This is a genomic window from Prevotella communis (assembly GCF_022024175.1).
Lineage (GTDB): Bacteria > Bacteroidota > Bacteroidia > Bacteroidales > Bacteroidaceae > Prevotella > Prevotella communis.
On sequence record NZ_CP091794.1, the window covers coordinates 2,689,007 to 2,708,788 of the forward strand.

Annotated in this window: 13 protein-coding genes; 8 read left to right on the top strand and 5 right to left on the bottom strand. The window is 49.0% G+C overall.

Annotated features, from left to right (window positions below):
• The 5 genes from gcvPB to L6466_RS10940 are packed head-to-tail and all read right to left on the bottom strand — an operon-like array spanning position 1 to position 5,021.
• The gene (gene gcvPB / locus L6466_RS10920) at positions 1-1,410 is read right to left on the bottom strand and encodes an aminomethyl-transferring glycine dehydrogenase subunit GcvPB (RefSeq protein WP_091815079.1); all 1,410 of its coding nucleotides are present in this window, start codon (positions 1,408-1,410) and stop codon (positions 1-3) included.
• An 18-nt stretch (positions 1,411-1,428) separates the two neighbouring features.
• On the bottom strand, positions 1,429-2,760 hold the full coding sequence (gcvPA, locus tag L6466_RS10925) for an aminomethyl-transferring glycine dehydrogenase subunit GcvPA (RefSeq protein WP_237795139.1): 1,332 nt from the start codon (positions 2,758-2,760) through the stop codon (positions 1,429-1,431).
• Positions 2,761-2,783: 23 nt separating this feature from the next.
• On the bottom strand, positions 2,784-3,164 hold the full coding sequence (gene gcvH / locus L6466_RS10930; protein ID WP_091852370.1) for a glycine cleavage system protein GcvH: 381 nt from the start codon (positions 3,162-3,164) through the stop codon (positions 2,784-2,786).
• A 20-nt stretch (positions 3,165-3,184) separates the two neighbouring features.
• Complete coding sequence (gene gcvT / locus L6466_RS10935; RefSeq protein ID WP_237812952.1) at positions 3,185-4,294, bottom strand: glycine cleavage system aminomethyltransferase GcvT; 1,110 nt, start codon at positions 4,292-4,294, stop codon at positions 3,185-3,187.
• Between the two features lie 13 nt (positions 4,295-4,307).
• Positions 4,308-5,021 carry a lipoate--protein ligase family protein gene (locus L6466_RS10940; protein ID WP_091852364.1) on the bottom strand — a complete coding sequence of 238 codons (714 nt, stop codon included), beginning with the start codon at positions 5,019-5,021 and terminating at the stop codon, positions 4,308-4,310.
• 133 nt (positions 5,022-5,154) lie between these two features.
• Here L6466_RS10940 and dxs point away from each other — a divergent pair, with 133 nt between their 5' ends.
• From dxs to L6466_RS10980, 8 genes are all read left to right on the top strand, one after another.
• On the top strand, positions 5,155-7,035 hold the full coding sequence (gene dxs / locus L6466_RS10945) for a 1-deoxy-D-xylulose-5-phosphate synthase (RefSeq protein ID WP_091852361.1): 1,881 nt from the start codon (positions 5,155-5,157) through the stop codon (positions 7,033-7,035).
• Between the two features lie 11 nt (positions 7,036-7,046).
• Positions 7,047-8,405, top strand: coding sequence for a Trk system potassium transporter TrkA (gene trkA / locus L6466_RS10950; protein WP_237802892.1), 1,359 nt, complete (start codon positions 7,047-7,049; stop codon positions 8,403-8,405).
• Positions 8,406-8,446: 41 nt separating this feature from the next.
• Positions 8,447-9,901: a TrkH family potassium uptake protein gene (locus L6466_RS10955; RefSeq protein ID WP_237812954.1), complete on the top strand. Its 1,455-nt coding sequence runs from the start codon at positions 8,447-8,449 to the stop codon at positions 9,899-9,901.
• 178 nt (positions 9,902-10,079) lie between these two features.
• Positions 10,080-12,608 (top strand): zinc-dependent metalloprotease, encoded by a 2,529-nt coding sequence (locus tag L6466_RS10960; protein ID WP_431356521.1) that lies wholly within the window; start codon positions 10,080-10,082, stop codon positions 12,606-12,608.
• 2 nt (positions 12,609-12,610) lie between these two features.
• Positions 12,611-15,673, top strand: a complete 3,063-nt coding sequence (locus L6466_RS10965; protein WP_431356496.1) for a SusC/RagA family TonB-linked outer membrane protein — start codon at positions 12,611-12,613, stop codon at positions 15,671-15,673.
• A 20-nt stretch (positions 15,674-15,693) separates the two neighbouring features.
• Complete coding sequence (locus L6466_RS10970; RefSeq protein ID WP_237812956.1) at positions 15,694-17,433, top strand: RagB/SusD family nutrient uptake outer membrane protein; 1,740 nt, start codon at positions 15,694-15,696, stop codon at positions 17,431-17,433.
• 46 nt (positions 17,434-17,479) lie between these two features.
• Positions 17,480-18,346, top strand: a complete 867-nt coding sequence (locus L6466_RS10975; RefSeq protein WP_237812957.1) for a hypothetical protein — start codon at positions 17,480-17,482, stop codon at positions 18,344-18,346.
• A 19-nt stretch (positions 18,347-18,365) separates the two neighbouring features.
• A complete protein-coding gene (locus L6466_RS10980; protein ID WP_237812958.1) occupies positions 18,366-19,700 on the top strand; it encodes a leucine-rich repeat domain-containing protein in 1,335 nt (444 codons plus the stop codon).
• The last annotated feature ends 82 nt before the right edge of the window (positions 19,701-19,782 follow it).

Genomic DNA, 19,782 nt, shown 5'->3' on the forward strand with positions numbered 1-19,782 from the left:
TTACATTGTCTCATTTTGTAATTGACGGTACGTCACAACAGGATGCTTGGCGGCGAGGACATCATCCACACGACCGATAGGTGTGTTGTGGGGGGCCGATTTCACCAGGTCAGGATCATTCTTAGCCTCCTCTGCTATCTTTCGCATCACACCGATGAACTCATCGAGCGTTTCCTTCGACTCGTTCTCCGTGGGCTCAACCATCAGACTCTCATGGAAGAGCAAGGGGAAATAAATCGTAGGTGCATGATAGCCGTAGTCAAGCAGACGCTTAGCCACATCCATCGTAGTCACACCCGTACTTTTATCCTTCAGTCCGTCGAACACAAACTCATGACAGCACAAACCGTCGATAGGCAGTTCGTAGACATCCTTCAGACTCTCCTTGATATAGTTGGCATTAAGCACTGCCAACGGGCCAACCTCCTTGACATGCTCGCGACCTAGCGACAGAATGTATGCATAGGCACGCATCATCACCGCATAGTTGCCCTGATAGGGTGAGACAAACGGGAAAAACTGCTGCAATCCCTCACGAACACCCACAGGACCTGAGCCAGGACCACCACCTCCATGAGGCGTTGAGAATGTCTTGTGCAGGTTGATATGCATCACGTCAAATCCCATATCGCCGGGACGACAAGCCCCCAGCATCGGATTCAGGTTAGCACCATCGTAATACATCAATCCCCCACAGGCATGTATCAGTTTTGCAATCTCAGGGATACGGGTTTCGAACAGGCCGAGTGTATTAGGATTGGTCATCATCATAGCAGCAATCTCCTGACCTTGCTCAGCCACGATACGCTGCAGGTCTTCGAAGTCAACCTGACCATTAGCCAATGATTTCACCTCAATAATTTCCAGTCCGCACACTGCTGCCGAGGCAGGATTGGTGCCATGGGCACTATCAGGCACTACCACCTTCTTGCGCGCCATATCGCCACGACTGCGATGGTAGTTGTCAATCGTCATCAGACCAGTCAACTCACCATGAGCACCAGCATAGGGCTTAAAGGTAAAATGAGCCAGACCGGTAAGTTCGCATAGCGATTTCTCAAGTAGCGATACTAATGCCTGAGCACCCTTTACGGTTGCTGCAGGCTGCTTGGGATGCAGGTTCTGGAATTGTGGCATAGCAGCTACCTCTTCATTGATTTTGGGATTGTACTTCATCGTACACGATCCCAATGGATAGAAGCCTGTATCTACACCAAAGTTGTTGTTCGACAGATTAGTATAATGGCGCACCACAGTAAGCTCGTCGCACTCGGGCAGGACAGCATCTTCTGTACGTCTCATCGCAGACGGTATCTCGTAACTGCCAAAATTATTCTTTGGCAGACTATAGCCCTTGCGTCCCTCCTTAGAGAGTTCAAAGATTAAATTACCATATAGCTTATTGTTCATAATCTCTTGCCTATTTAGTTAGTTCAATCCGTCTGCGATACCAATCAAATCCAGGAAGTAGTCAATCTCCTCCTTTGTCCGCTTTTCGGTTACGGCTATCAGCAAACTACCATCCGTCATACGAATACCTGGGAATATTCTATTCATCACACAGGTTGAGAACAGTTTGTCCATATCGCCATCATAACGCACCAGGAACTCATTAAAGAATGGTTTGTCATAAACAAGAGAGAAACGTCCTGTAGCCAAGAGCTTGTCGCAGAGATAGTGAGCGCCGGCATACGACAGTTCTGCAGCCTCCTTCAGTCCCTGCTTTCCCATCAACGACATGTAGATGGTTACAAAGAGTGCCATCAGGCTCTGGTTAGAACAGATATTTGAGGTAGCCTTCTGACGGCGGATATGCTGTTCACGAGCCTGAAGGGTGAGCACGAAAGCACGCTGGTCGCGGCTGTCCCTAGTCATACCAACAATACGACCTGGCATTTTGCGAATCAGCTTCTCTGTGCAGCACATATAACCCACGTATGGGCCACCCCACTGCATGGGGATACCAAGCGACTGACCGTCGCCCACTGCGATATCAGCACCCCACTCGCCAGGAGTCTTCAGCACGGCCAAATCAGCAGCCACACTATCCATGATGAATAGTGCCTTCTGCTCATGACAAGCCTCAGCAAAGCCTGTGTAGTCTTCAACTATACCCACAGCATTGGGCTGCTGAACAATCACACCAGCAACGCCCCCCTGGGCAAGACGCGACTTCAGGTCATCAATATCAGTCACACCATCCTTCTCGGCTATCGTTTCCAGTTCGATGCCCTGATGCAGCGCATAGGTATCAAGCACCTTGCGGGTATCAGGATTCAATGTGTCCGATACCAGCACCTTGTTCTGCTTCTTACCGGCTGCTACAGCCATCATCATGGCCTCGGCACATGCAGTAGTACCGTCGTACATCGACGCATTGCTGATGTCCATACCTGTCAGTTCGGCCATCATGCTCTGATACTCAAAGATATAGTGCAGGGTGCCCTGAGATATCTCTGCCTGATACGGGGTATATGATGTCAGGAACTCTGAGCGCTGAAGCAGACTCGGTATTACCGATGGCATGTAATGGTCGTAAACGCCATAGCCAGCAAAGCAAGTAAGCTGGTAGTTCTGCGAGCCCAACTTCTCAAACAGTTGGCGTACCTCCAGCTCACTCATCTCCGACGGCAACTGGTAGTCACCCTTGAAACGGATACCCTCAGGTATCTGAGCATAGAGAGCGTCAAGGGAATCGGCATTCGCCTTGGCCAACATGTCTCTCAGGTCATCCTCTGTATGAGGAAAATATTTATACATTTCGCAAAAACTGTATTGTATGGTTATTTCTCACAGAATGCCTCATAGGCATCTGCTTCCATCAGGCTGTCGAGTTCTGTCTTATCACTCAACTCCACCTTGATAATCCAATTCTCGTAAGGGTCCTGGTTGATAAGTTCGGGCTGGTCATCCAATTTCTCGTTGACCTCAATCACCACACCAGAAACAGGCGCTATCAGATCGCTGGCAGCCTTCACACTTTCCACGGCACCAAACTCCGAACCGGCTTCAACCTCATCGTCAACATCAGGCATGTCAACATATACGACATTACCCAAGGCATGCTGTGCATAATCGCTGATGCCAACGTAACCGATATTTCCCTCAACCTTCACATACTCATGCGACTCACTATAAAGGAGTCCTTTAATTACTTTTGCCATTGTTTTTATAGTTTTTAGATTTATTTTTTATAGTTCTTGCTATAGAATTGTTTCTTCACCACTTTGCCAGGGAACACCTTCTTACGTATCTGAATCTGGAGGTCAGTACCCAAAGCAGCATATTGTGCGTCCACCAAGGCCATACAGACACTCTTATCAACAGATATACCATGATAACCCGTCGTTACCTCACCAATAGGTTCACCTTCCATATTCAGGACAGGATAGCCATGACGAGGTATTGCCCTGTCAAGGAGTTCAATACCCACGAGTTTCCTGGCAGGTCCCTCTGCCTTTTGCCGGGCCAGAGCATCCTTTCCGATAAACTCCTCCTTATCAAGTTTCACAAACATCCCCAGGCCGGCCATGATTGGAGTGATATCCTCTGAGAGTTCGTCGCCGTAAAGAGGCAAGCCCACCTCAAAGCGCAAGGTATCACGACAGCCCAGGCCACAGGCCTGAACGCCAGCGTCAATCAGCTTATCCCAACACTGTTGGATGTACTCATGAGAGGCATAGACCTCAAAGCCGTCCTCACCTGTATATCCCGTACGCGACACGATGACATCGCCTATCGTCTTCACGGTATAGAAAGCCAGTTCGCTACACGGCAGGTTCAGGACCGTCTCCATGATATGTTCGGCCTCCGGACCTTGCAACGCTATCTGTCCATAATAGTCGCTACGGTTCTGCAGATCAATATCAAAGCCTTTGGCATTCTGTTGCATCCAGGCCCAGTCCTTATCGATATTTGCAGCATTGATGACCAGAAAGAAATCATTCTCTGCCATCTTGTAGACGAGCAAGTCATCAACAGTACCGCCATTCTCGTAGCACATCATGCCATAATAGATCTTACCTACCGGTGCATGGGCTATATCGTTCGTAAAAATATGTTGCACGTAACGTTCGGCATCAGGTCCCTTGACGGTCACTTCTCCCATATGCGACACATCAAAGAGTCCGGCATGTTCGCGAACAGCCATATGCTCTGGTGCGATACCAGCATACTGATAAAGGAGTGGCATGTCAAAGCCACCGAAAGATACCATTGTAGCCCCCAACGCCACATGTCTTTCATACAGGCACGTACGTTTGTCTCTTCTGACTGGTTCTGTTTTAATTCCCATAGTAAATGAACGTTTATGATTTAATTAGTTTTACAAAGTCCTCACGCAAATAGGTCTGCTCCAGCTCTTCTATACCCTTCACCTCTTCCGGAGTCAGCATCCGTTCACCCTCACACAGCGTTGTCCTGACGAACGATTTAAACTCTTCAAGGGTCAGGGGGATATAATCCTTTAATAAGGTGATGCGCTGACGCACACTCTGTATGCCCTTTGCCTGCAGTTTCTCAGGGCCGGGCGTAATGGCATTGAGCATATGCTCCATATTGGTATCATAGAGCATCGTGGCATGTACGATACTGTGGCCTGGCAGATGATAGTAAGCCGTACCACTCACCTTCCTGTCGCCAATCATCACGTCATTATGCGTCGTACCTGTTGCCTCAACGCCCAGTTTTCTAAGCACGAGCAACAGCATGTTTACGAACCGGTTGAATGTCAGTCCTACGTTTTCCTCTTTCGTCACATACGAGAACATCACATTATCCTTGTCTGCATACACGCAGCCTCCCCCACTCTTCCGGCGGTACACCTGGATACCATGCTGTTTGCAGTAATCAAAGTTTACCTCGTTTTCAGCCACCTGATGACGCCCGAATATGACACTGGGCTGTACCTGCCACATAAAAAAACAATCGTCTTCGTCTATATGACGGGCGATATATTCTTCCATTGCCAGGTAAAATGAAAGGCGCCTTTCAATAGTGTCAGGCAGGGTGATGTACTTCATTTCTTTTGTTTAGGGTTAGCTTTTGAGTGCAAATTTATGAATTAATTATGTAACAACCAAAAAAAACAAGGTTTCTTTTTGATATATCCCCGAATCTTTGTAACTTTGTCCCCCAAATGATTAAAATCAAACCGTGGAACATAAGGATCTTAAAATACTGAAAACCATCGACAGTCCTAGTCAGTTGCGCCTTGTTAAGCCCGAATTATTGCCGCAATTGTGCAAAGAACTGCGGGAAGACATCATACAGGAATTGTCTGTCAACCCCGGTCATCTTGCCTCGAGCCTTGGCGTTGTGGAACTGACTGTCGCACTGCATTACGTATTCAATACGCCTCAGGACCGTATTGTTTGGGACGTAGGCCATCAAGCCTATGGTCACAAGATTCTGACAGGGCGTCGCGATAATTTTGACACAAACCGCAAATTACATGGTATCCGCCCCTTCCCTACACCGGAAGAGAGCGAATACGATTCATTTATCTGTGGCCATGCTTCCAATAGCATCTCTGCAGCACTTGGTATGGCAGTAGCCTCAAAAGGCAACTACAATGTTGTGGCTGTTATTGGCGACGGCGCCATGAGTGGCGGACTCGCTTTCGAGGGTCTGAACAACGTATCCAGCTCACCCAATGACCTCCTCATTATCCTTAACGACAACGACATGTCTATCGACCGTTCTGTTGGAGGCATGAAGGAGTATCTGTTGAGACTGAGCACCAACAAGACCTACAATTCCCTGCGCTATAAGGCATCAAAATGGCTGGTAGAACAAGGACTGCTGACAGAGGGACGCAAGAAGGGAATCATCCGCTTGGCCAATGCCGTGAAGAGTGCCATTTCAGAGCAGCAGAATATCTTCGAGGGCATGAATATCCGCTATTTCGGCCCCTACGACGGACATAACGTCAAGGAACTGGTACGTATCCTCAGACAACTGAAGGACATGAAAGGTCCTAAGCTGCTGCATCTTCATACACAGAAGGGACATGGCTATGCACCTGCAGAAAACTACAAGCCCATATGGCATGCACCAGGAAAGTTCGACCCAGATACCGGCGAACTGATTCAGGGCGACACAGAAGGAATGCCCCCCAAGTTCCAGGATGTATTTGGTGAAACCCTGTTGGAACTGGCTCAGGCTAACCCAAAGATTGTGGGTGTAACACCAGCCATGCCTACGGGATGCTCTATGAATATTCCCATGAAGGTGATGCCCGACAGGATGTTTGACGTAGGTATTGCCGAAGGTCATGCCGTCACATTCTCAGCAGGCATGGCGAAAGACGGGCTCATCCCTTTCTGTAATATCTACAGTGCCTTTGCTCAGCGCGCCTATGATAATATCATTCATGACGTAGCCATCCTGAAACTGCCTGTAGTTCTCTGTCTTGACCGTGCCGGACTGGTGGGTGAAGACGGACCTACACATCATGGTGCCTTCGATATGGCAGCCCTGCGTCCTATTCCGAACCTGACCATCTCGTCGCCCATGAACGAGCACGAGTTGCGCAACCTGATGTATACAGCACAACTCGAGGGGAAAGGACCATTTGTCATTCGCTATCCACGCGGCAACGGCGTATTAACCAACTGGCGCTGTCCGTTTGAGGAAATCAAGATTGGTACCGGTCGTAAGTTGCGCGACGGTGACGATGTTGCCGTACTCACCATCGGTCCGATGGGAAATGACGTAGCAAAGGTGATTGATGAAATCAAGGACCTCTCCGTAGCCCATTACGACATGCGCTTCCTGAAGCCACTTGACGAGGATATCCTACACGAAGTGGGAAAGAAATTCCGTCGTATCGTTACCGTGGAGAACGGTGTACGCAAAGGCGGACTGGGCACTGCCGTACTGGAATGGATGAGCGACCACGACTACGACGTCAAAGTTACTCGCATGGGACTGCCTGACCAATTCGTGGAACACGGCACCATCGACCAACTGCGAGAGATTATTGGACTCGATAATGAGAGTATCAAGAAAGCAATACTCAATTCACAAACCTAAACCCTCAAATCATGAAAGTAGTCATTGCCGGCGCTGGTGCCGTAGGAACACATTTGTCGAAGTTGCTCTCTACAGAGCATCACGACTGTGTACTCATCGATGATGACGAGGATCGTCTGGGCGGCATGGACTCGAACTACGACATCATGGCCGTCAACGCCTCACCAACCAGCATCAAGACATTGAAAGATGCCGGTGTAGGCAGCGCAGACCTCTTTGTAGGCGTAACCCGTTATGAAAGCCGTAATATCACGGCCTGCACACTGGCTCATGCCTTAGGTGCCAAGAAGACGGTTGCGCGTATTGACAACTACGAATACCTGTCGCCGCAGAATCTGCCTTTCTTTCATGATTTAGGTATCGACTCACTTGTATATCCGGAGGTTCTGGCTGCCACCGACATCATCAACGGTCTGAAACTGTCGTGGGTTCGCCAGCGCTGGGATGTGCACGACGGTGCATTGGTGCTGCTGGGCATCAAGTTGCGCGAGGGATGCGAAATCCTCAACCAGCCGCTGAAAGACCTCTGCGGTCCTGACGACCCTTACCATATTGTAGCCATCAAGCGCAATAACGACACGATTATCCCTGGTGGTATGGATGAATTACAGCTTCATGACCTGGCTTATTTCATGACCACCAGCGAGTATATTCCCTATATCCGGAAGATTGTAGGCAAGGAACACTACGAGGACGTGCACAACGTCATCATCATGGGCGGCGGAAAGACGGCTGTCAGGGCAGCACTCACCATGCCCGATTACATGAACGCCAAGATCATCGAGATTGACGCAGCCCGTTGTGAACGACTCAACCAGCTACTCGCTTCCAATGATGCCATGGTGATTCATGGTGACGGACGCGACCTGGGACTGCTTAACGAAGAAGGCATCAAGCACACTCAGGCATTTGTAGCCCTGACAGGTAATGCCGAGACCAATATCCTGGCATGTCTGACAGCCAAGAAACTGGGCGTACGCAAGACGGTTGCCATGGTCGAGAACCTGGATTACGTCAGCATGGCGGAAGGACTTGACATCGGCACGATTATCAACAAGAAGACCGTAGCCGCAAGCCATATCTTCCAGATGATGATGAAAGCCGACGTCAGGAACATGCGTTCGCTGATGATGGTTGAGGCCGACGTGGCCGAATTTGTAGCAGCCGAGGATTCGAAGGTGACAAGAAAGCCTGTAAAAGACCTTGGACTGCCATTTGGCATCACCATTGGTGGTCTGGTGCGCGACGGCAAGGGAATCCTCGTGAATGGTAACACACAGATAACGCCAGGCGATTCCGTCATGGTGTTCTGCCATAAACATCAACTCGACAAAGCAGAGAAATACTTCAAGAAGTCCCTCCTCTGGTAAAGTTGTTTATTCGAGTAATGTCATAACGAAAAAAGTTCAAATTGATCAACTTCCGCATCATATCAAAGATCCTGGGCTCGTTGCTCTTCATTGAAGCCTTTTTCATGGCCTGCTGTCTGGCTATGGCTTTTTCATTTCATGAAGACGACGAACTGGCTTTTATGGCATCTACGATACTGACGTTTGGAGGTGCGTTTATATTCCTGTTTTTCGGGCATGAAGCAGAGAACGCCCTGAGTCGTCGCGATGCGTATGTGGTGGTAACCCTTACCTGGGTCGTATTCTCGTTCTTTGGCATGTTCCCCTTCCTGATCCATGGCTCCATGTCCAGCATCACCAATGCCTATTTTGAGACTATGTCAGGTTTTACGACGACTGGCGCTACAGTCATTGACGATGTTGAGTCACTGCCTCACGGCCTGCTCTTCTGGCGTTCATTGATGCAATGGATAGGAGGTTTGGGAATCGTGTTCTTCACCGTAGCCCTGTTACCCCAGCTGGTAGGCGGTAGCGTCAAAGTGTTTGCTGCAGAAGCCACAGGACCCATGCGTTCAAAGATGCACCCGCGCCTGTCGACGACCGCAAAATGGATATGGAGCATCTACGTATTGCTCACCATCCTCTGCGCCCTGTCATTCTGGTTGGCAGGCATGGATTGGTTTGATGCTACCAACTACTCCATGTCAACAACTGCCACAGGCGGTTTCTCAACCCATAACGGCACCATCTTCCTGGCATCACCCCTCATTGAGTACCTGGCCATTCTGTTCCAGTTCCTGGCGGGTATCAATTTCACCTTATTATATATGGGACTGATTAAGTGGAAGATGGGCAGTCTGTTCCGTAATTCTGAGTTCAAGATGTATATCATCACCATACTCATTGCTACGGCACTCATCATGTACCTGTTGCTCACCCGCTTAGACTACGACTTCGAGGAAGCATTCCGTTCGGCCCTGTTCCAGGTCGTGTCATTCATCACCACCACCGGCCTGAGCAATACCGATGCAGGCGCATGGCCTCATCTCACATGGATTATCCTCATGGTATTGATGTTTATGGGTGCCTGTTCAGGCAGTACAACGGGTGGATTCAAGAGTATCCGCGTACTGATGCTTCTGAAAGTCCTGCGTAACGAGTTCCGCCATATCCTGCATCCTAATGCCGTACTCCCCGTCAAGCTGTCAGGACAGAGCATACCCCAGAACCGTCTTACCACGCTTCTGGCCTTTTTCACCCTCTATATCCTTGCCCTACTGCTGGTAGCCACCATCATGATTGTGTCGGGTATAGATATCACCAACTCCTTTACCATCGCCTTGAGCCTCATCAGTAACGTAGGTGCAGGCCTTGACACCAACATGGGCCCGCAGATGTCATGGGCCGACCTCTCCGATGGCATCAAATGGCTATGTTCATTCCTCATGCTTGTTGGTCGTCTGGAGATTGTCGCCGTACTGGTACTCTTCACCCGTGCGTTCTGGAAAGAAAACTAAAACATATCCACTTCCTCCTAAAGCAAAATTAAACATTTTGCTTTTTTTTATTCCCACCATAGACATAAATCAGTAAAGAATATTAATAAATTTTGCATTTTCTTCGATTATTTGTAACTTTGCACCCCGAAAAAAGATAAAATTTAATATTATAATGAAGAAATACTATCTTTACATTATGTTAGCCAGCATCTTCTTTTCAGGATTATCAACACAAGATGCAATGGCAAAGAAGAAAAAGAAGACCCCAGCAATTGCCAATGTTTTACAAAAAGACTCTGTGAATGCCGACTATAAGAAAGCGACTCAGGGCGGCAAGACCATGCAAGGTCTGTTCAATGTGATATACAAATCAAAAGAAGGCAAGCTGCTGTTTGAAATGCCCGACACAGCCTTCCACCGCACCTACATGTTGTCCAGTCGTGTGGCTGCTACAAGCGACACACAAGATTATGTAGCAGGTCAGATGTCAACCTCACCTATCCTTATCTGTTTCACCAAAGACGAGCGCAATGTCTACCTGCATAAGATGCAGTATATGGATATGGTTGTTAAGGGAGACCCCATGGCCTCTTCGTTCCAGAAGAATTTCCTGCATCCCATCCTGAAGGCCTTTAAGATTACGGCTACCAATGGCAAGAACGTTGTCATTGACGTGACCTCATTCTTTGGCGGCAACGAGAAATGCATCAGTCCTATCAAGGAGTCAAACCCCGTCAGCAAACTGCTGGGTAGCGACAATGGTCTGAAAGGCACATTTGTGTCTGACGCATCAGGTATCAGCGAGGTAAAGGCCTTCGAGAAGAACATCGAGATAAAGAGCATGCTGACATACAACACCACAGGCGCCATTCAGAAACCCTACACGCTGATGATGCACCGTTCGCTATTTGTACTGCCCGAAGATCCCATGCCACGTCGTCTGCAGGACAACCGCGTGGGCTATTTCTATAGCGACCAGTACGTTTATTCTACCAACAAAGACCGTATCGAGGACCAGACCTATATTCACCGCTGGCGCCTGGAGCCACGCGAAGAAGACCGCGACCGTTATTTCCGTGGCGAACTGGTAGAACCCGCCCGTCCTATCGTTTTCTATGTAGACTCTGCCTTCCCCGAGAAATGGCGTTCTACAATCAAGGAGGGTATCATGGAGTGGAACCGTGCTTTCGAGAAAGCTGGTTTCAAGAATGCCATCCTTGCCAAGGACTATCCCAAGAACGATCCCAATTTCGACCCGGACGATATGCGCTACAACTGTTTCAAGTATGCCGCCACATCAACAGCCAATGCCATGGGCCCCAGCTACACAGACCCACGCACGGGCGAGATTCTGGCAGCCGACGTCATCTGGTATCATAATATTGTATCATTGCTTCACAACTGGCGTTTTGTGCAGACAGGTACTGTAGACAAGCGCGTGAGAACAGTCACCTTTGACGACGACCTGATGAAGGAGTCCATGAAATATGCCGCCTCACATGAGGTTGGCCACACCCTTGGACTGATGCACAACATGGGTGCCAGCTATTCGTTCCCAGTTGACTCACTGCGCAGCCCTTCATTCACACAGAAATACGGTACCACGCCAAGTATCATGGACTATGCCCGTAATAACTACGTGGCACAGCCTGGCGATTTGGAGCGTGGCGTCAAGCTCACGCCTCCCGACCTCGGTGTCTATGACATTCATGCCATCCACTGGGGCTATCAGTTGCTTCCCAATATTCAGAAGCCCGAGGATGAGAAGCCTACCCTTGAAGCATGGATTCAGGAACACGCTGGCGACCCCATGTATGAGTTTGGTGCCCAGCAGGTGATTGCTACCATCGACCCCACCGACCAGACGGAAGACCTGGGTGATGACCACATCAAGGCCAGCGACCTTGGTATTGCCAACCTGAAGGTGCTCATGAAGAACCTGCTCAACTGGACCATGGAGAAAGGAGAGCGCTATGATGAGACTGAGAAAGTCTATCGTCAGGTAACAACTCAGTACACCCGCTATATCCGTCACGTCATCCCCTATATCGGAGGTATCCGTTTCGAGGAAATCAGACAAGGCGACGGCAAGGCCACCGGCAAGCACTATATTGGCAAGGCCAAGCAGAAGCAGGCCATGAAATGGCTGCTCAGTCAGGCACGCACCTATAACAACTGGCTGACCCCCTCTTCCATTATCTCAAAACTGGAGCTCGACATGAACGTCAACGACAAGTTGAGAACCACGATTGTCAACTCCTTGTTCAGTTCACCAACTCTCTATCGTATCAAAGAGGGAGGCGAGACCAACGCCGCAGAATGTTATCAGTTGGACAACTATCTGGACGACCTGACAAATGAGCTCTTCAAGGCACCTCAGGGTGGAAAACTCTCACAGGCAGAACAGGACCTGCAGGGAAGTGCCATCACACTGATGATGAACAACTCCGGCCTGAAAGCAAAGACAAGCTCTTCATCATCTTCATTTGCTGATGAACCCATGCAGGAAGAGGACCATTGGTGCAGCATGGCAGGCGACAACAGCTTTGTACGTATTAACCTGGGCACAGCATCACTCTCTGCCAGTCAGCTGGGTGCCATCATGACCGGACGCCTGAACCGCGTACTGCAGAAGTACCGCGTCTATCGTAATCAGTCAACAGGAAGCACGCGCGACTTCTACGACTATCAGATACTACAAATTGAGAAACTAAAGAATAAATAAAGTTGAAACGCATTCTATTTTTATTAGCGTTCCTGACCTTCTCCGTCACCTCACTGTTTGCTCAACAGAAAGTGACAGGTAAGGTAGTCGATGGCGGTAACGAGCCCGTCATTGGCGCACAAGTAAGGTGGAAAGAAACGAAAGAAGCTACCATCACTGCCGTTGACGGAACTTTTTCTATTGCTCCCAGTGAACAGACACGCACCTTAGTGATCTCCTTCATCGGTTACAAGACCAAGCAACTGACGCTTAGCGAAGGACAGACCCAAGTAAGCATCAAGATGGAAGACGATGCACAGAATCTTGATGAAGTAGTTGTGGTGGGCTATGGTTTGCAGAAGAAAGCCGCCCTCACAGGATCTGTAGAGACCATCAAGGCAGAGGACCTGCTGATGATGCCGACCACCAATCTCGACCAGGCATTGGTAGGACAGGTAGCCGGTCTGCAGGTGATGCAGTCAACAGGCGACCCCAGTTCGGCTCGTGAGGCAGACCTCCATGTACGTGGTATCAACAGTAACCCACTGCTGGTAATCGACGGTGTGCCCCGCTTCGGTACAAACACCAGCGATGGTGAGATGCGCCTGAGCGACCTTAACCCCGATGATATCGAGAGTGTCACCGTACTGAAGGACGCTGCAGCTGCAGCTGTCTATGGTGCCCGTGCTGCCAATGGTGTCATCCTTGTGCAGACCAAGCGTGCAAATGGTAAGCAGAAGCTGCACCTGAACTACCGCGGACAGTTTAATCTGCAAGAGGCCACTCACCTACCCGACTTTCTGAATGCTTATGAGTTTGCCAAGTTGCGCAATCAGGCTATCGAGAATAGTGGCTCTGCCCTGACACCCTATACGGATGCCCAGCTCGAAGAGATCCGCACACACAGCAATCCCAACGTCTATGGTGACGAGAATATGCTCGACTACCTCGACAAGACAGGTTGGTCAACCACCCACAGCCTATCAGCCTCTGGTGGCAGCGATGCAGTGAAGTACTATATGTCATTTGGCTATGCCGACACCAAGGGTATCTATAGCGGTGTGGGCCGTCAGCGACTGAACTATATGGCGAAACTGGATGCCACGCTTGCCAAGGGACTGGTTCTCTCGCTCGATTTCAACGGTTCACGCACCAATGCGAAGAATTCCAGTTATACCACGGTTGATGCAGCCTACAGCTTCTCGCCTGTTCAGGTGCTCCGTTTCACCAATGGCGAACTGGCCAGTGCCGATGGCAGTAACCCCCTCATCAATATCTTAGGGCTGGGCGGCTACAGACAGGACAACTTCAAGATGCAGGCTATCACAGCCACCCTTAACTGGGAAATACCCTGGGTGAAAGGCCTGAACGCCTATGCAAGAGGTACCTTCGATGATAACAGTCAGGTACGCAAGACCTTCAGCAAACCTGTGACGCTATATACCTATGACGCCACGACAGACAGCTACAGTCCTGATCCCAACACGGTATATCCCACAGCCAAGGTCTCTCTAAGCCAGTACGACCAGTTCTTCGACAGTCAGATATACGAGGTTGGCCTGAACTACAACAGGACCTTCAATGCCAAGCATGACGTGGAGGGAACACTGGTGGCCAACTACCAGCGCACCCATACGCTCTATATGGAAGGTACCAATCAGGACAAGGGTATCTATCCTGAGACAATGGGAACAGCCCTGGGCGACAAGACGCTTACAGGTAATGAGAGCAGGAATCAGCGTGCATCACTCATCGGACGTGCCAAGTATGGCTATGACAACCGTTATTTCGTGGAGTTCAGCTTCCGTGTTGACGGCTCTAATAATTTCGCTCCCTCAAAACGTTGGGGATTCTTCCCTTCTATCTCTGGTGCATGGGTCATCAGCAACGAGCCCTTCTTCCGTCACTGGAACCAGTCGGTGCTCACCAATGCCAAGTTGAGAGCCTCAACCGGATGGTTAGGCAACGATGGAGTGGCAGCTGCCTATAGTTATCTGAAGACCTATATGGAGGTGCCACGCTCCGGCTATACCATTGGCGGCAACTACCGTCCTGGTATCCAGATGAACGGCAATCCAAATGCCGACCTCACATGGGGTAAGACCCACGACTACAACCTGGCCCTCGACCTTGGTTTCTGGGGTGGTCGCATCGGTATCTCTGCCGAGTATTTCTGGCGTTATGAGACTGACAAGATTACAGCAGCACCCGACTATCTCTATCCGCCCTCAATCGGTGTCAGCGGTAACGTGCCCAATCTGAACTTCTCTGAGCTGAAGGCATGGGGATGGGATCTCAGCATCAACCACCGCAACACGATTGGCAAGTTCAAGTATAATGTCGGTGTGGTACTGTCGAAGACCGACGACGAGTATCTTGACTTCGGTGACGAGAGTGCACAGAATGCCAATCTGCGCCGTAAGGGTATGCCCAGCATGGTGTGGACAATGTATGAAGCCAGCGGACTCTTCCAGAGTCAGGAAGAAATTGACGGCTGGGCCGACCAGGACGGACAGGGCAACACCTCTATTGCTCCTGGCGACATCAAGTATGTGGACCAGAACGATGACCATAAGATTGATGTCAATGATATGATCTACGTGAAGAACTCATCATATCCCGATATGGATATTGCCGTACGACTGGGTGCTTCATACAAAGGATTCTTCATCAATGCCCTTTTCCAAGGCGAGACTGGCTACAAGAAGAATATCAAGGAGTATTACTCACTGGACAACGGAACCCTGCAGCGTTTTCAGAGATATCACCTCACGGACTCCTGGACACCAGAGAACCCTAATGCCGAGTATCCACGAGTAAAGTTTGCTACCAGCAGCGACAACAACCGCAAGGAGTCAACCTTCTGGGTAAAGAACTGTAATTTCCTGCGCCTCAAGATGCTCAACATCGGTTACCAGTTCCCCCAGGCGCTGATCAAGAAGGCCCACCTCACATCGGCTAGTATTGCCCTTCAGGGAAGCAACCTCTTCACGCTGACCGACCTGACCGATATGGACCCAGAGCAAACCAGCAGAGGCTATCCTATACAGCGCAGTTATGGTCTCACACTGAACTTAGGTTTCTAAACACATAAACAGAAATAACGATGAAGAAACTATATACTTATATCATAGGTGCCCTGCTCTCGCTGTCTGTTACCGGCTGTAACAGTCTGTTTGACGACGCGCCCATGAACCAGATTTCAGAGAAAGATGTCTGGACCAACTCCATGCTGCTCGATGAATATGTAAACACGTGGTACCGCAATATGAACAACGGTTTCAACAACTTTATCTTCACCTCGTCAGGATTCGGCTCCATGTCGCGCTATTTCCTTCCCTGGCTTGGTGACCAGATTACCATCAGCAAGAAAGACTGGCTCAACTCAGGCTATAGCGATATGCTCAAAGGCAATGAGAAGACGCTGACCGACTATGCAGAGAATCTGTGGACAAACGACTACACACAGATACAGTATATCAACGCCTTCTTTGAGAATAGCAACCGCATTAGCGATGCTACCCTGCGTGAGCGCATCAATGGCGAGGCCCATTTCTTCCGCGCATACTATTATTATATGCTGTGGCGCAGTTTTGGTGGTGTACCCCTCATCGATCACACCATCGATCCCCTGAAGAATGCTGAGCGCACACCTCGTGCCAGCTATACAGAGATGCTTGATTTCATTGTGAAAGAGGCCGACGAAGCAGCTCGCATCCTACCCGTCACACAATCGTCCTCTGAAGCAGGTCGCGTGACGCGCGGTGCTGCCCTCATGCTCAAGGCAAAAGCTTATCTCTGGGCAGCCAGCGAGGTTTATCAGGACAATTCAAAGTCATACCTAGGCTTCACGGACAATCAGCGTCAGAACATGCTGGAGAAAGCCAAGGCAGCCTACGAGGACCTCTTTGCGCTCAATGCCTACGAGCTGATTCCTATCGCAGCCACTACACAAGATGGCATCAAGAACGAGTATCGCCAGATATTCCTCACCAAGAATAGCAAGGAGAGCATCCTGGAGGTGCAGCATTCTGATGATGGCGACTATGCCAACAAGTTCGGACACCGTCTGGACCGCTATGCCGCACCCCCATCACTCACAGGTACCTATTGTGCCTACACCCCCACGCATAACCATGTGCTGGAATACGGCATGCGCGATGGTGCAACCTACGATGCCAACCATCCCTACGACAACCTGGACTACCGTTTCTATGCCAACATCCTCTATGACGGCTCTGTATATAAAGGTCAGACGCTCAACATGCACACCACCGACGGCGTAGCAGGAACAGACCTCCAGCCCTACGGTACATCTACCACAGCCGGCTATACCCTTACAGGCTATTATATGGGTAAGTTCGTTGACGAGACACAAAACATCGACAACAACGATACCTATGCCTCAAAGCAGAATTATATCATCTGGCGACTGGCAGAGGCAAAGCTCGACTATGCCGAGGTGCTGTTCAATCTGGGTTATACAGAGGAAGCACGTGCACAGGTCAACGATATCCGCCAGCGTGTCCACATGGATGCCCTGCCTACTATCACTATCGACCAGATTCTCAATGAGCGTCGTGTGGAACTGGCATTCGAGGAGAGCACCTACTGGGATATGTTCCGTCTGGGCACCGTCTATCAGAAGCGCAATGGCTCTACCAATCCTCTGAAGAAAATAACCATCACGGTTACTAAAGGCACCACAAAGTATCAAGTTAGCAACATTGACCGTCGTGCCAGTGCCAATTACATCTTCCAGCTCAAGCAGTACTACCTGCCTATCCCCTGGAGCGAGGTGAAGTATCAGCAGTTCGACCAGAACCCTGACTGGAATGAGATTTAATATTTGAAATACTTATAATAACAAAAAAGGATAATAAAAAAAGATTATGAAAAAGATTGTTACACTCGCCATGCTGGCCGTTGCAACGATGAATGCCAGCGCTCAGGAAACAAAGAATTTGTTTGACGCAGCCGATTGCGATGCAGATGGTTGGCTGTGGCTGAACACTCAGGAGAAGATTGCCAAGTATGTAGGCACCATCAACGAGGACGGCTACACCGTTGATCCCAACGGAAAACCCATCCAAATGGCATTTGCCAACATCAACCCTGACTATCCCGAGACCGTTGCAGATCCCGACGTACTCGGAGCTGATGAAGGTGGCTACGTATTCGGAGACGAAGAATTTAATGCTGAGACAGCACTGAAAGGTGGTATTGCTCTGGCTCCAGCTTCAGCTCAGATGTCTATGAATGGCGGTTGCCTGGTTCTCAACCTGCCCTCATGCGCAACTATCAGCCTGGTTCTCTCATCAGAAGCCAAGATGCTTGGACGCACACTGATGCTGTCTCCCAACAATAGCATTGATAACGACAACAGTACAGGCAACGATCCTTGGACTGGTGATACAAAGTCAATCTATGCCAAGGCATCTGTATTTGGCCAACTGCATATTGCTGGCCAATGGAAATGGGAGGGCATCGAGTCTCTGAATAACGGCTATAACACAGGTGTTACCTTCGTGAGCAACGAGCCCGTTTACTTTGCGCTGCAGAACTGCCACAAATATACCATCTATGTTCACGCTATCCGCGTAACTCTCCCTCAGCAGGATCCTACCGGTATTTCAAGTGTTAACACAAGCAATACTGTTTCTGAAGTATTCTCTCTTGACGGTCGTCAGCAAGCAAAGGTTACACGTGGTCTGAATATCATTCGTCAGAACGGCGTTACACGTAAGGTTATCAAATAAAAAAATACAATAAAACATTATGAAAAAGAATATACTTACTATGTTGGCTCTGCTTGTCAATGTTGTATTGACTGCAGTTGCACAGGAGACTCCCGCCATCACTTTCGAAGCGGGTGCCGTAGAGCGTACTATCACTATCGGACTGAACGCTGCTGGTACCGTAAAGGTTGACTGGGGTAACGGAACTTTAGATGAGAAAGAGGCCACAGCTGCCTACGACGGTTGGGACAATGCACTTGATTTCACTGGGACGCCAAGTGGTACTGTAAAAATCTATGGTGAAGGAATCAACTACTTCCAGGCTTTCACAAAGTATGCTGAAGATGCAACTGAGATAACAGATGGTATCAGCAGCATCAACTTCAATGATGCCACAGGAATTACCGAGTTGGACATTCATCAAAACAATCTGACTACTGTAGACCTCAGTAAGTTGACAGCCCTAACAAAGTTAAATATTGGCGCAAACGACTTTGAAACAATTAATCTTTCTGCTAATACAGAACTGACAAACATTGACATCTCAAATAGTAAGAATACCGGTAAGCTTACCTCTATTGACCTGTCAAAGAACACAAAGTTGACATCGGTAGTACTTAGTGGAAACAAGTTGAAGACACTTGACTTCACCAACAACCCACTTATCAAGACTTTCACTGTTCTGAATAATGAATTGACAAGTGTAACCTTTGGTGAAAACACCGTTAAGAATCACACCATTCAGTTTGGTGGAAACAACCTAACAGGTATTAACTTGAGTGGTTTCAAGACTTTCTCTGGTACTTATCTTCGTCTTCGTGACAACAACATCAGCAAGGCTGCAAACATTGTTCTCCCTGGCAAGATTGGACAAATCTGGGCTGATGGAAATGCCTTACCACTCAATGAACTTTATGAACTAAAAAGCAAGGCGAAGACAGTGACCTATGCATCAACATACACCAAAGCTCAGGCTCAGCAGCCTTATGCTATTGCAGAGAGCATCAACGTGGGTGAGACTGTAGACCTCTCTTCACAGGCTAAGCTCGGAGAGACTGCTACAGTATTTACTTGGAAGAACGCAGAAGGTACTGCTCTTGTAGAGGGAACGGACTATACCGCCAACAACGGTGTATTCACCTTCCTGACTGCACAAGAGGCTATCCATGCAGAGATGACCAATGCAGAACTGGATGCATTCACTGCAGAGAAGCCTTACACGACTACGACTCTGAAAGTAGCTACAACTACTGGTATTACCTCAATGAAGGCTACCTATGGCCAGAGTGTTTATTACAACCTCAACGGTCAGCGTATCGCTGCTCCTGCAAAAGGTATGTTCATCCAGAATGGCAAGAAGGTTATTAAGAAATAAGACTCTCATATTATAGAATCAGAATCCTCCACAGCTGTAGGAGGATTCTGTTCTTTCAACACATCTGAGATTATATAACAAA

Excerpts from the sequence above, each read along its gene's own strand:
- gcvPB (WP_091815079.1), bottom strand. The coding sequence starts at position 1,410 with ATGAACAATAAGCTATATGGTAATTTAATCTTTGAACTCTCTAAGGAG.
- gcvPA (WP_237795139.1), bottom strand. The coding sequence starts at position 2,760 with ATGTATAAATATTTTCCTCATACAGAGGATGACCTGAGAGACATGTTG.
- gcvH (WP_091852370.1), bottom strand. The coding sequence starts at position 3,164 with ATGGCAAAAGTAATTAAAGGACTCCTTTATAGTGAGTCGCATGAGTAT.
- gcvT (WP_237812952.1), bottom strand. The coding sequence starts at position 4,294 with ATGGGAATTAAAACAGAACCAGTCAGAAGAGACAAACGTACGTGCCTG.
- L6466_RS10940 (WP_091852364.1), bottom strand. The coding sequence starts at position 5,021 with ATGAAGTACATCACCCTGCCTGACACTATTGAAAGGCGCCTTTCATTT.
- trkA (WP_237802892.1), top strand. The coding sequence starts at position 7,047 with ATGAAAGTAGTCATTGCCGGCGCTGGTGCCGTAGGAACACATTTGTCG.
- L6466_RS10960 (WP_431356521.1), top strand. The coding sequence starts at position 10,080 with ATGTTAGCCAGCATCTTCTTTTCAGGATTATCAACACAAGATGCAATG.
- L6466_RS10970 (WP_237812956.1), top strand. The coding sequence starts at position 15,694 with ATGAAGAAACTATATACTTATATCATAGGTGCCCTGCTCTCGCTGTCT.
- L6466_RS10975 (WP_237812957.1), top strand. The coding sequence starts at position 17,480 with ATGAAAAAGATTGTTACACTCGCCATGCTGGCCGTTGCAACGATGAAT.
- L6466_RS10980 (WP_237812958.1), top strand. The coding sequence starts at position 18,366 with ATGAAAAAGAATATACTTACTATGTTGGCTCTGCTTGTCAATGTTGTA.